A 12,646-nucleotide genomic window follows, 5' to 3' on the forward strand; every position below is an offset into this window, starting at 1 on the left:
GTCCAGACTTCAATCCCATTGAACAGGTGTTCGCCAAGATAAAAACATCGCTGCGAGCGGCAGCCAAACGCACCATTGATGAGCTCTGGTCGGTCATTGGAGAATTAATGGACGCCTTCGCTCCGGATGAGTGTGAGCGATATATCCGTCATGCCGGCTATGGCAAGTCAACGTGAAAATGCTCTAGGCGCTAGTTCAAAGCTGATCCTTTGCGCTGACCTTGGCCAGCGCCGGAAAATGTATGCGTTCCTTGTTCGAACCCAACGTAGGAGTCAGTGGGAGTAGGGGCGTGATCTCTGCGATCTGACCCACAAGGCAAACCAGGCAGGCATATCGAGCTTCACCGGATCGGAGCGGGGGACGAGCTCGCGGTGTCTATTATGCGGACATCCACATAAGCCCAAGAGCAGCAACTGGCGCTGCAAGGCATGCAGGGTCGCTGGCCATCGCGGCCTGGTGGGCTCGGTAAAGCTGCATGACATCGCCTTTTGGAGAGAAACCGACGTTCCCCGCACCGAAAACGGTCATGTACGACGGCCCAACACCAGCGCGATGCGCATGCCCGTGCGTAGTCATTGCCCGGACTTGGGCCGCGGCGCAGGTGATCGCGTCATGTCGCTGCATGGAAGAATGGACTCAACCACCGGAATCGTCGGCGCCGCGAAAGAAGCAGGCCACCTCCATTGCACGCCGTCAGAGGCTCCTTCGCTTTAGCGGATCAGGGTGTCACCTAACGTCTTTGGCGTGGTCAGGTCGCCGGAAAATTCAACGAAGGGTAGAAGTGACAGCCCATTCGACCGTCGTATTCGAGCGAATGACCTGCATTTACGGTGTTATTCAGTGAAATGCCTTGCTGATCGGCGTGGCATTATTCCGATTCGAGCTTTAGTCCCTATTCGTGACCGAGGGCGTAAACAGTTAATGTGATATCAATTTGGCCTTGTCGCGGTAATGGGAACGTCCTCAGCCTCCAATAATTGTTTCATTCACTGTTTGCGCCCAATGTTTGTAGTAAATAAGCAGAACCGATTTCACCATGAATGCAAACGAAGTCCTGTCATTATATGAGGCGATGTCTGTCGCAATGCGTAACATGCTCAGTGCGGCGCAGTCGCAGCAATGGGAGACGTTGCTCGAGTTTGAACAACTGGTCGCCAACATCACTGCAACTCTGCAGACAAGCGGTCCCGAGCCTGTGATGACCAAAGAAGAGCTGGAAAGAAAAGGGACGCTCATTCGGACGATGCTCATTGACGACCAGGAGATCAGACGACTGTCGACCGCCAGGCTGGCGGTGTTGGCGACCATTGTCAATGGCACCGGTACAGAGAAAAAAATCGCCAATCTGTATGGCAGCGCACGGCCGGAGTAGGGATGACCGGTATGGAGCAGAAGCCACGTAGTCATGGCACGCCTCCCCGCGCAAAGCCCATGGCAATCGAGGCAGATATCGCGACGATCAAAGCGCTGCATCAGCAAGGCGTGCGCTGTATGCATACGGCGCAGTTAAACAAGTATGCCAGGCAGCGTCTGGTTCAGCACAATTATTTGATCGAGGTGATCAAGGGCTGGTATGTGATTCATCTCGACCATTACCGCGAGTTCACGGAAGAGGACTGGCACCATGTGTATGAACATTTCGTCAGCTTTTATTGTAACCAGTTCTTTGCCGGCGAATGGCATCTGTCTCAAGAATGTTCATTGCTGCGTCATATTGGTGAACTCGACGTGCCCGAGCATTTGACAGTCCACGCGCCTCTGGCGACGAATACCTCACGAGAATTGCTGTTTGGGTGCCAGCTGCACACGATGCGCACCACATTCTCCGGGAATGGACATTATCTTCCGACCCGTAACGGCATCCAGGTAATGAGCCTGGCGCAATCGATTATTCGGGTTCCGCCCGCGTGGGTGCTCGAACATCAAGCTGCGTATAAAAAAGCACTGTCGTTAATTACCAATGTCGACGATTTGTTGGAGCCATTATTGGACGCCAATCGTACGACAGTCGCCGGTCGCATCGCCAGTGCACTGCGCCAGACGGGTCGCAAACAAGAGGCAAAGATGATCAGGAACACGGTTCGTCAATCCAATCTGCGGTTTCGGGGAACAAACCCGTTCAGTTCCAAATAGCGTGTATCGATAAGGACAACATCACCGCTAGGACCTCTCGACTGGTCGGAATGTCCCTTGTATCGTTCACACGATTGTAAAAAGAAAAACTGCGTTCGGATCCGCGATGTTGCCGCTGGCGCGTATGCTGTCGTCGGTCTTGAGGTTGACACTTTCCCCGCAGTCCTGGTCCGTTGAGCGTCACGCTGTTCGAGGGTGCGCTAATAGCCATGGCGACCGCATCCCGCCAAATGGCTTTCTGGTCATATTCCAGCACAAAGAGTGCAGCGATTTCCAAAGCCATGGGAATGATTGAACGCGGATTGCGGACTAGCCTACTGCGTTTCCTCCCCCGGGGTCACAATCATAAGCGCAAGTCTGATGGCTTTGCCTAAGTGTTACATTACGACGGGCAGGCGATGGAGAAAGTACTGCGGCTGTTCTTGGTAGACCGCAATCCTATTGACATAGCTATGGCGACCAATTGTGCAGGGAAGCCTTCGACAAGGCACTGCATGCCGGGTCTGCAACTCCCTTATCCGAGGGGCACAGTCGCCGAGGCTCAATGGCAGAGTTAGCCAATCCTTCGCCACAACGCCCAAATGAACGGGCATGTTATCCAACACATTGCGGTTCCTGCCAAATGCCGTTGTTCTCGTCCAAAGACCAAACTATACTATGCGCGATGAAACGCCACCAAGCCTTCAAATTCGAACTCAAGCCTGATGGCGAACAGCAGCGCATCATGCGCCGCTTTGCCGGGTCGTGCCGGTTCGTGTTTAACAAGGCACTGGCGTTGCAGTTGGAGCGCAGGGAAGCCGGTGAGAAGCATCTCGGCTACGTTGCGATGTGTAAGTCGCTTACCGAGTGGAAGGCGAAGCCTGAGATGCTATGGCTAACTGAGACGCCTAGCCAAGCATTGCAACAGGCACTGAAAAATCTGGAGCGCGCGTACAAGAATTTCTTCGAGAACCGCGCGGACTTCCCGCGCTTCAAGAAGAAAGGCCGTTTCGACAGCTTTCGCTATCCGCAGGGCTTCAAGCTTGACCAGGGAAACAGCCGTCTGTTCCTTCCGAAACTCGGCTGGATTGGGTACCGCAAGAGCCGCGACGTCCTCGGCGAGGCCAAGAATGTCACGGTTAGCTCTTCTTGCGGCAAGTGGTTCGTGTCCATCCAGACGGAGCGCGAATGCGAACCGTCAGTCCCGCAGGGCTCTGCTGTCGGCATCGTGATGGGGAATACCCATTTCGCCGCCCTCTCTGACGGCCGCGTCATTGAACCGCTTGACAGTTTCAAGAAGCACGAACAGCGCCTTGCCCGCTATCAACGGGCGATGCGCCGCAGGGTCAAGTTCAGCAATAACTGGAAAAAGGCCAAGGTCAAAGTCCAACGCATCAATGCCGACATTGGCAATACACGACGCGACTTTCTGCACAAAACTTCGAGCCAGATCAGCCAAAACCACGCCATGATGGTCATCGAAGATGTACGGGTCAACACTGTGTCGACACCAGTGAAGGGACCCCATGCCCGGCCCGGCAAAACGGGTACGCAGAAAGCCCGATTCAACCATTCCATCCTGGATCAGGGATGGTTCGAGTTTCGTCGCCAGATCGAGTACAAATCGGCTTGGCGCGGCGGATATCTCGTGCCGGTTGTCCCGGACCCCGCCAGTCGGGCCTGTCCTGGCTGCAGCCGGGTAGCGAATTGTGAGGACCCATCGCAAGTCAGGTTTGCGTGTGTCGAATGCGGGTATGTTGAACATGCCGACGTGGTCGGCGCTATTAATTTGTTAAGGGCGGGACACGCCCGGTTAGCTTGTGGAGAGCCAACGCCGTTAGGCCGCTCGATGAAGCAAGAACCCACCGAAGCGGATGACGCGCTGGTCGCCTAATCCGCCGTAGGAATCGCCGTCGTTCCCGATGGCGAGGATGCCAAATAAGCAATTGTGCTGAGCCTGTCGCTGCCATTGGCTCAAGTGACTTTTCCAGCGCCATCGTGACGTGCTCACTGGCCTGAAGGCCGGTGCTTTCCAAGGCGCAACTCCTCAGGCTTGGTTATCACATCCCCTTTACGCGGTAATTCGAACGGCCGCAAAAGCGGAAACAAGGCAATTGTATCGCCAGCGTGCAAGTCGGCATGAGCAGGCCGTTTGCAGCATGGCAGGAAGATAGCCTCTCCGCGACGATGGCTGCGATCGACAACAACCGCATGTCTGGTGCAAGCACGCGAGGTGTACCAACTCGGGATCGCCTGCTCCGGAATACCATACCAGTGCAGTTTCTGCGACGCCATGCGCCTATATAGTCCTGTTGAGCCATTGTTCAGCATTTTATTGAAGGTGCGCCCTTGTACCCTCGACTGTCCTTTTCCGCCGCCACGTCCAGATCTTCGCGCACCACCACGGCGGTGTACTTCTCCGCCAGTCTGGCTTCCGCCGTGGACAGCATGCCAAACCAGTTCTTCTTGATCGACGCGATTTTCCTGTACAGGCGGCGCCTAGCCAGTTTCATGTCATGGATGCGCCCTGGCAGACAAAAGAAGGCCCGCACCATCTCACCATGCGTCCCACGCTTCATATCCGCTCCGATCATCCCATCATGAGCTAGCCCGGCCTGTTTTCAGATCCGAAGGGACAGTGGGAACAGCTCTTTGTAGGCAAGGTCGATCTTTGACCTGTACTGGTCGATGGCTTCGCGATGACGTTCGATCGCGCTCAAAAAGTTTTGAGCGCGAAACAGGACGCGCTCAACAATACGAACATGTTCGGGTGCTCGATGAGTTTCAAAGAAGTTCCTTGCCGCTTCCTTGCCATCGTCGATCGCAGCATAGCCTGTCAGGTCGACAGGTTCATCGACCCAGGCAACAGACAAGGCTGTCGTGTTGGTGTAACCGAAATCGCGACCGACAAACGCCCTGACCGCTGACAGGTCAGGTTTGGCAGGCGGCTTGCCGCAGACCAGCCTGGCGCCAATCTGCAATACAGAGTGGTCGGTACTGGTCAGCTCGACAATCAAGGAGGCCCAGTTCGGATCGCAGCGCTCGATGCGCTTCGCAATCTTCAGCGTAAGCGAATCGCGAATGCGAATGCGCGGGTCGCGTGGCTGCACGCCGGCAATGTCCAGGAATCGGGTGTATTTTCGGTTGGCGTCATCACGCAGGACGTCAGCGACTCCGGAACGTAAATGTTGCGCGTCGGACGCGGCATCTGGGAGCCCCTTACGTTTATCCGTCGGCAGCATTCGGTAGTCCAGGTGCAGTTGCAAGGTGAACGCACTTTTGGCGCCGAAGTCCGGCACCGTAGACTTCGCCAGCACGCTGGCATGAATGTGGCGTAGGGCCCTGACCTGATTTGGCGTCAGGTCCGAACAGTCGTGTGTGATCACGACACGTCGGAACAACTTGATTGCGCTGCCAGACTCCGCAATTGATTTAAGGAGAGCCAGTTCTGCGTTGGTGATGTCATCCTGGATAGCGAACGGTACATGGCAGTCGTGTCGCGGCGAGGCTGGCGGCCCTACCAAGGTATCCGCAGCCTTAACCGGAGCATCGTTTGGAGCAATTTCACTGTCGACATGGCGCAAATTCCCGGCCAGGCGGCGAAAATAGATCCGTACCCCATTCTCCAGTGCAGGCGTCACCCGCATTCTTGCCTGTTCGGTCCAGACGGCATTGAGGCCTGTAGAGACCTTTTGCGTCTCTACGAGGGGTCAGATTTCGATGATACTCAACAATCGCCGCACAAAAGCATGCGCTACGCAGTCGGCTCCGACCGCGTTATATCTCGACGGCGACTGTGCGCCCCGGCATCGGAGGAAATAGCCAGACTTGCCTGTGCGGGGAACCTGTACCGAAGACGCTGAAAAATCGCTGGCATTCCTACCCGGCCTGCGGCATCAAGGGTGACCGAGACTGGATCGCGTCGACTATTGTTGAGCACCAGGCTTTCGGCATGGTGAATAAATCACTGGAAAGGGCTTGCGGGCAGCAGATCCTTGGGCGCGCCTTGGCGTTGCTCAACACACATGGAGGGAACAAAGTCTTGCGCGGCGAAACTCGCCCTGGCCGGAAATCGACGTCCGTAGAGTCCCCAGTGAAGCGCGCACCTCAAGCAACCGGAAAATCGAGACAAACTGCGGGTGGGGAATCTACCGCAGAAGGCAAAACCGGTCAGCATCGCAAAGCCAGCAGATCGGCCAAGCGTTGCCGATCTGCGCCGAGATCCTCGATCAAGTCCTAGTGGTCTTTCTGGAAGCCTCCACGTTCACGCGGAGAAGGATGTCACACTTGCTGTACCTGCTTGAGATCCGTCTCTCCATTGAGGACCTTTTCAATGCCGTCCTGGCGGATCGTCTTGAATCCCTCGGCAACAGCCACGGCAAGCAATTCCGGAATACTCGACTTCAGATAAATTTTCCGTTTGATCGCCGGAGAATTGATCAAGAGCTCGAACACGCCGATCCGCCCCTTGTAGCCAGTTTGCGAGCATTGCGGGCAGCCGCATGCCCGATACAACCGAATCTGATCGTCGGTGTTTGCATAGGAGCGTTGCCACGAACGTTTGACTTCTTGCGCGTCCGCATTCGTTTCGGCCGCATACATGGCCGCCATCATGTCCAGCTCGTCGTCCATGGCCAAATACGGGATGCGACAGACCCGGCACAGGCGCCGTGCCAGGCGCTGGCCGAGAATGCCCAGCAGCGCATCAGAAAAATTGAAGGGGTCCATCCCAAGATCGAGCAAGCGCAGGATGCTCTCCACCGCACTGTTGGTATGCAAAGTGGAGAGCACCAGGTGGCCGGTCAGCGACGCTTCAATGATGGTCTTGGCAGTCTCGGTGTCCCGTGTTTCGCCGACCATGATCACATCGGGATCAGCGCGCAGGAATGTCCGCAATACCGCCGGAAACGTCCACCCAATTTTGTTTTGTACCTGCACTTGCCGCAAGCCTTCCTGCGAAATCTCGACCGGATCCTCGACCGTCCAGATTTTCCGCTCGGGTGTGTTGATATAACTGAGCAGCGAATGCAGCGTCGTGGTTTTTCCGGATCCAGTCGGTCCGCACACAAGGAGCAAGCCATAAGGCTTGACCGCCAACGCCTTCAGCCGGTCCAATGTCACGGGAGCGATGTCGAGTTGATCGGGGGGCAATGCCAGTGGTTGCGCCAGGATGCGCATGACGACATCTTCGAGTCCATCCTGGGTAGGAATTGTCGCCACCCGCAATTCGATGGGAACGGTACTGTACGTGGCAAAATTGATCTTGCCATCCTGGGGATGGCGTTTTTCCGAGATATCCAGCACCGCCATGATCTTCAGGCGCGAAATCAGTGCACTGCGATATCCGGATGGCACCTCGGAATAGGGCACCATGACGCCATCCTTGCGGAAACGAATCCGGGTCGGCTTATTTCCCTTGCCGGCCTCGATATGGATATCAGAGGCTCCCGTCTTGTACGCATCGAGAATGACCTTGTTGACCAGGCGCACCAACGTATTGTCCGATTCGGTCACGACTTCGGACGTGTCGGCTGCCGTGGGTTTAGCTGCGGACGTGCCGCCATTGAGTTCCTGCACCAGCGCCGTCAGGTTTTCCAGCTCACCGTCAGCACCATAATAACGGGCAATGGCAGCTTTCAAATCGGCCGTTGAAGCCATCACCGGTTCGACTCGCATGCGCGTGACAAATCCGAGCTCCTGCAGCGGTTCCGCGGCGAGCGGATTGTCGGTGGCAATCGCAAGACGTGATTCGCTGCGACATAGAGGAATGACCTGATACCGCTTGGCCAGCGCGGCCGGGACGGCCTTCAAGACTTCCGGGTCGAAGCGAAACCGATCAAGGTACACGAACGGAATCCCCAGTTTTTGCGCCAACACCCGGTTAAGCACCTCTTTCGTGATGACCCCCATCCCCATCAGGATGCTGCCCAGCTGCTGCTTGCGGTCGTGCGACTGCATGGTCAACGCATCCTTGAGTTGTTTTTCCGAGATGACGCCTTCCTGCACCAGGGCGTCCCCCAGGCGGATCTGGGGCATGCGCCGCTGCTTGTCGAGGGCGGCCTCGACCTGCTCGTGCGTGATGATATCGTTTTGCTGAAGGTAATCCCCCAGCCTCTGGGTTCGCAGCGCTTGCTGTTGCTTGAGCCCTTGCGCAACCGAATCGGCCGACACAATCTGCTGTTGCACCAGCAGTTGCCCAATCTTCTCGCCGACCTGGTAATGGGAAACCGCATGCGCGGGGTAAAACACCCTGAGTGCGTGGTTGCCATAGTGGACCATGTACAAAAACAAGCCCACCGCATGGGGAATGTACCCCATCACGTCAGTTGCCACCTGTTGTCCGCCAGTAAGCTCGACCACGCATTTCTCACGCTGGACCACCGTCTGGGCGTCAGAGAACGCCATGCCGTCGACCTTGTCCTGCAACCCGACCCGCCGCAACTCGACAGCATGCGGCAGGCGCAGGCTGCGCAAGGCCGTGAAGTCAATTCTCGTGTGCTCAGCCCCCTGCAAGCCGGTCACTTCGATGGCCGCACTTGCCAGGTCGAGCGTGATCAGCATGGCCGACACGCGTTGTCCCGTCAGTTTTTCAATCACACAAGGCAGTCCGAGACTACCGCTACTCTCGGTCTTTTCGACGACATCGCAAAAGGGAGGGACAGGCCAAGCGAATTTGATTGGATGGGTGATATGCACGGCGGTGATAGAAATAGCAATCGTTAGAGGGACGAATGCGGGGGCGGGGCATTCCAATATGCAACTTTGCCGTATCCTTGTCACAATGTCAAAGCAAACAGGGCGCTGGCGCAATGGTAGGCCATGATCGATGGCGCCGACCATGGATCTTATTCCTCCAATAGATTCATCCGCACCGAGCAACGCAAGTGCACAGAGCGGAGGGGACGGGGGGGCGATGCGCCTCATCGGCCTGGACGGAGGGCCATCAGCCGTTGCCGTGGTAGGTACAACGGCCGCAGCGCTGGTGCCGTCGGGCCAGAAGTGGTTCCACCCTGCAAGCGCGGCCGGTTGTTGCAATGGGCAATGGACCGAGCACGGCGCGCCACCCATCCCGAGTGCTATCAGGAGGACGGCATCTGGCGCCGCGGCGCTCGCATTGGGATGCATTCGAAGCGCTATCGACCGGTTGTGCCAGAGCTGACTGAAACCGGCGGCGGCGCGTGAGTGCTCGCCTGGCCAATGGAACAATCACATCCTTGCCCATGGCGCGACAAGCAAGGTGACAACATGGAGCTACCGCTCCTTGCAGAAGAAAGATGGACGGTCGTTGAAAGTCCGTGCGCTGCGCATGCTGATGGAACAGTGGCGTCGCAAGGCTGACAGCGCCGGCGGCGAATTGATCGATCTGGTTAACCGGCCTCCCAGCCTGTCGCAAATTGACCAGGTCACCATATGCTATGTCAACAAGCGGTTGAAGCAGCGCTGCCATACCCTGGGTCATGGTTGAGGGCTGGTATAGCGCGCCATGGTCCCGGTCTTCCTGGCGGCTGTGGTGGATCCGGACAGGCTCCCTCCAAGTCGATCCGATGAGGCCTGCCCGGTTGTGCAATGGTGACCAGGCCGTGCGAAATAGAGGCGTGGACCACCTGCGAACGTGGCAAGCCTGCTTGCCGCTGCAGCGGGATTGTCGATGCCGGAGCGGGTCGCATGGCAAAGGACGCGTGTTCAAGGGGAGGTCGGGAGGCGGTCGCGAAACCGTGTGCGCCCGAAAAACCGCCGACATCTGGGGCCAGGGTCCTCCAGCTTTAGCCGTGGGGAGATTTCCCGCCCTTTCTGCCTGTGAGCCTCCCACAGCCGCAATCTGCCGGCTTGCCGTTTGTGCCGGCGAATAAACGCCACAAGCAGTCATGGCTTTGTTCCGACTTTTCGGCCGTGCTTTTCGCATGCTGTGGCACGCTTTTTGGCGAATTCGGGATCGACCTCTGACCATGGTATTTTCAACGCTTCCTGGAGGCTCAGCCGCCGGCCAGCTAACGCGAGGTTTGCCGCTAGCTGATCCTCGGCGGATTGATGGTGTTGCTGCAGTAGTAGCGCAGTCTCGCGTGCACGTTCCATGGCCTGCTGCGAAGGGGGATCCGCTGCCTGACGTCCTTGCCCGCTTGATACTGGCGGTCGACTTGACAGCAGATCCTGTGTGCCTGCGCGAAAATTTCTCAGCACCGACTGGAAGAAGCCGCTGACCGATTTGATTCCGGAGCCCATATCGCCTTGAAACTTATCGATGACGACCTGTTGCTGCGCCGTCGACAGATCAGACATCAGGGCAATCAACGTCCGGCGGTCCGTCGCATTGATCCAGTCGGCAAATTTAAGCGAGGTTGTCTCTTCCGGGGTCACCGGGTGCGAATCCCCGTTAATGGCGGTAGTCGCCGGAGAGAGAGACGTGTTAACAATAAAGCCGGACGCCGGAAACTTGGTCGACTTTTTCGATTCTGCCTGGCGCTGTTCTTCGATATAGCGATCGGTTTCCGAGACGGCATCTGGCTTTTTGGCACGCGGGGTTTTGGCGGCCTTTCCTGTCGGAGTACTGGCGGCTTTTTGCGAGTCGTGAAAATGCGCATGCGCGAGCGGCAGCATGAAAATCAGCTGCCTGCCTTCACTGCGCAGATCGATCAACTGGAGCTTCCTGAGCCGCTGCGCCATTCTCCTGACCTGATCGACACTGAATGCTTTGGCACGTCGACCTCGGACGGCCTCGACCCGAAGTAAGTCACGCAGGTAGTTCCATGACACTTTTTCATGAATTCCAACGCTGCCATCCTGCAAGCGCATCAATGCGCGCAAATGCAGATACAGCACGATGACGCCGTGCGGCACGCCCGTCAGGCGGTCGATTTCAACAGCGCTGATTCGAAAGGCTTCCCGGGTAACACCGTGTTGCGTCTCGCGGTCGGTGAGCGCCATCGGCAGCATGAATCCCAGGCGCCGCCCCTGTGTTTCGCTGCGCAGCAGGCCCCGTTGCTCTAGTCGCTCGGCACACCCGCGGACGACGTCGTTGGTCATGCTGATTTGCCGGATGCCAGGATGTGACTGCACCCGCAACAGTGCTGCCATGCGTCCCCAGGACACACCGTATTTTCCAACGCCGACCTTGCCGGTTCTGAAATCCATCTTTGTGCGCAGCTGAAGATAGAACACGATCGCGTTATGAGGACAACCCTGAAGCATGAACAACTCGTCCATGCTGATCTTGATCGCCGAGCCTCCCTGACCCGTATCGTCACTGCAAGGCTCGGCACCATGGTGCGCCCACGCCGGGTGCGAAGCCCTGTCGCGACCGCTCTCCGAGGGCGGCGATTTCTTGAGCATGTTTGTCATACGTCTGCATTCTCCTGTTGACCTGACAGCGTTTGTGCAAGGTGCACTGAATGAATTTCGACGTAGGGTAGCAAACGGCCACCGCGCGACTGCATTATTTTCCGACGCGATTGAGAGTTGAAAAATTGGCAAAACAATTACTGCATCGCCGGAATGAAGATGTGATATTTTTGATGGGAAGTGCGTCTGTAATGTCTTCACCGGCCGGCATAGGGATGCAGAGCACTAGCAAAGACCTGCGGTTCGCGATCCTCGCTGATACCGTGTATGCCGCTGACACCACAATTGGCTTGGCAGGTATTCAAGATTGCGTATCTGCGGCACTTGTTATTCGAGACCGGTGAGACAACTTCCAAGAGATCGTTGGCACGGATCGGGTGGGCGTCCCGTGGAAATTAAATTCATAATGCCTGCTCCCGCTTCCTGGTAGCTGCGAACAAGCGGGCTCTTTCGAACAGGGCCAACCGGGCCCACATGCCTTGCCGATCAAGGACGGCAATGGTGAACGCCGTACAGACGGACAACGGTGGCCAAAAACACCAAGGTTGCAAAACTGGAGGCTGTCGAGCCCGATACTTCGATTATGGCTGATAGCACGAACGGAGTGGACGACTCGCCTGATGGTGAATCCATGCGAAGACCGTGGAGAACTCGGGAAATGCAACGGTCAGCATGTGCGTAAGGCGAGCGACTTTGGATGGAGTATGCGACGCAGAAAAGTCTAGCGATGACAGCTACCTGGGTGGACACGCCGAGGCAAAGCCCTAGCGCCGGGTAAGAGGGGCGATGAGCAACTGCATAGTCGTCCTCTGCCGACATGGGGTATGCGGAGCAAGCCAGGGTTGTCGCCAGAGCGAACTACCCTGCCATGGCACAATCACGCTGGCAAGGAGGCCGCGTATGCTTTCCGATTGCAGGAGCGGGTCGGCAGGGAGAGTGGCTTGCTGCAGCAAGCCCGGCATAACGCCAGCCCGAGCCACCTGTAGATGTTCATCAGCATTGGCCGATGCCTGACATGATCAGCAGAGGGAAGAAGTGACAACGCCACTTTGATCGTATGAACGACTCCATCTAAGAACGTGATCGATATTTTTCTGTCCAAAGCGGGTTTGTGGTGACGTTGGACCGAAATGAGCAGAAAGTATTATCCAAGCGATATCAGTCGTGAACAGTTTGACCAAGTTCGTCCCTTGTTGGA

General features: G+C 56.8%; 10 protein-coding genes. 6 read left to right on the forward strand and 4 right to left on the reverse strand.

Annotated features, from left to right (window positions below; translation table 11 throughout):
* The first annotated feature begins 303 nt into the window (after positions 1 to 303).
* The 4 genes from IGW03_RS39185 (at position 304) to IGW03_RS35965 (ending at position 4,006) form a co-directional block, all read left to right on the forward strand.
* Positions 304 to 714: a zinc ribbon domain-containing protein gene (locus IGW03_RS39185; protein ID WP_194727199.1), complete on the forward strand. Its 411-nt coding sequence runs from the start codon at positions 304 to 306 to the stop codon at positions 712 to 714.
* A gap of 322 nt (positions 715 to 1,036) precedes the next feature.
* Positions 1,037 to 1,372, forward strand: a complete 336-nt coding sequence (locus tag IGW03_RS35955) for a flagellar protein FliT (protein ID WP_194727190.1) — start codon at positions 1,037 to 1,039, stop codon at positions 1,370 to 1,372.
* Positions 1,373 to 1,431: 59 nt separating this feature from the next.
* Positions 1,432 to 2,133, forward strand: coding sequence for a hypothetical protein (locus IGW03_RS35960; protein ID WP_194727191.1), 702 nt, complete (start codon positions 1,432 to 1,434; stop codon positions 2,131 to 2,133).
* A gap of 664 nt (positions 2,134 to 2,797) precedes the next feature.
* Positions 2,798 to 4,006 carry an RNA-guided endonuclease InsQ/TnpB family protein gene (locus tag IGW03_RS35965; RefSeq protein WP_194727192.1) on the forward strand — a complete coding sequence of 403 codons (1,209 nt, stop codon included), beginning with the start codon at positions 2,798 to 2,800 and terminating at the stop codon, positions 4,004 to 4,006.
* 430 nt (positions 4,007 to 4,436) lie between these two features.
* Here the strand turns inward: IGW03_RS35965 and IGW03_RS35970 are convergent, their stop codons facing one another.
* The 3 genes from IGW03_RS35970 to IGW03_RS35980 form a co-directional block, all read right to left on the reverse strand.
* A complete protein-coding gene (locus tag IGW03_RS35970) occupies positions 4,437 to 4,625 on the reverse strand; it encodes a hypothetical protein (protein WP_194727193.1) in 189 nt (62 codons plus the stop codon).
* Positions 4,626 to 4,733: 108 nt separating this feature from the next.
* A complete protein-coding gene (locus IGW03_RS35975; RefSeq protein ID WP_194727194.1) occupies positions 4,734 to 5,753 on the reverse strand; it encodes a hypothetical protein in 1,020 nt (339 codons plus the stop codon).
* 640 nt (positions 5,754 to 6,393) lie between these two features.
* The gene (locus tag IGW03_RS35980; RefSeq protein ID WP_194727195.1) at positions 6,394 to 8,709 is read right to left on the reverse strand and encodes a GspE/PulE family protein; all 2,316 of its coding nucleotides are present in this window, start codon (positions 8,707 to 8,709) and stop codon (positions 6,394 to 6,396) included.
* A gap of 444 nt (positions 8,710 to 9,153) precedes the next feature.
* Between IGW03_RS35980 and IGW03_RS35985 the strand changes: the two genes are divergently transcribed.
* Both IGW03_RS35985 and IGW03_RS35990 read left to right on the forward strand, forming a co-directional pair.
* A complete protein-coding gene (locus tag IGW03_RS35985; RefSeq protein ID WP_194727196.1) occupies positions 9,154 to 9,294 on the forward strand; it encodes a hypothetical protein in 141 nt (46 codons plus the stop codon).
* A gap of 79 nt (positions 9,295 to 9,373) precedes the next feature.
* Positions 9,374 to 9,577 (forward strand): hypothetical protein, encoded by a 204-nt coding sequence (locus tag IGW03_RS35990; protein WP_194727197.1) that lies wholly within the window; start codon positions 9,374 to 9,376, stop codon positions 9,575 to 9,577.
* A 398-nt stretch (positions 9,578 to 9,975) separates the two neighbouring features.
* Here IGW03_RS35990 and IGW03_RS35995 read toward each other — a convergent pair whose 3' ends face one another.
* Positions 9,976 to 11,448 (reverse strand): hypothetical protein, encoded by a 1,473-nt coding sequence (locus IGW03_RS35995; RefSeq protein ID WP_194727198.1) that lies wholly within the window; start codon positions 11,446 to 11,448, stop codon positions 9,976 to 9,978.
* Positions 11,449 to 12,646 lie beyond the last annotated feature (1,198 nt).

Origin of the sequence: Noviherbaspirillum malthae, from assembly GCF_015352985.1 — a bacterium.
GTDB lineage: Bacteria > Pseudomonadota > Gammaproteobacteria > Burkholderiales > Burkholderiaceae_D > Noviherbaspirillum > Noviherbaspirillum malthae.

Excerpts from the sequence above, each read along its gene's own strand:
- IGW03_RS35960 (WP_194727191.1), top strand. The coding sequence starts at position 1,432 with ATGGCAATCGAGGCAGATATCGCGACGATCAAAGCGCTGCATCAGCAA.
- IGW03_RS35995 (WP_194727198.1), bottom strand. The coding sequence starts at position 11,448 with ATGACAAACATGCTCAAGAAATCGCCGCCCTCGGAGAGCGGTCGCGAC.
- IGW03_RS35985 (WP_194727196.1), top strand. The coding sequence starts at position 9,154 with ATGGACCGAGCACGGCGCGCCACCCATCCCGAGTGCTATCAGGAGGAC.
- IGW03_RS35965 (WP_194727192.1), top strand. The coding sequence starts at position 2,798 with ATGAAACGCCACCAAGCCTTCAAATTCGAACTCAAGCCTGATGGCGAA.
- IGW03_RS35970 (WP_194727193.1), bottom strand. The coding sequence starts at position 4,625 with ATGAAACTGGCTAGGCGCCGCCTGTACAGGAAAATCGCGTCGATCAAG.
- IGW03_RS35955 (WP_194727190.1), top strand. The coding sequence starts at position 1,037 with ATGAATGCAAACGAAGTCCTGTCATTATATGAGGCGATGTCTGTCGCA.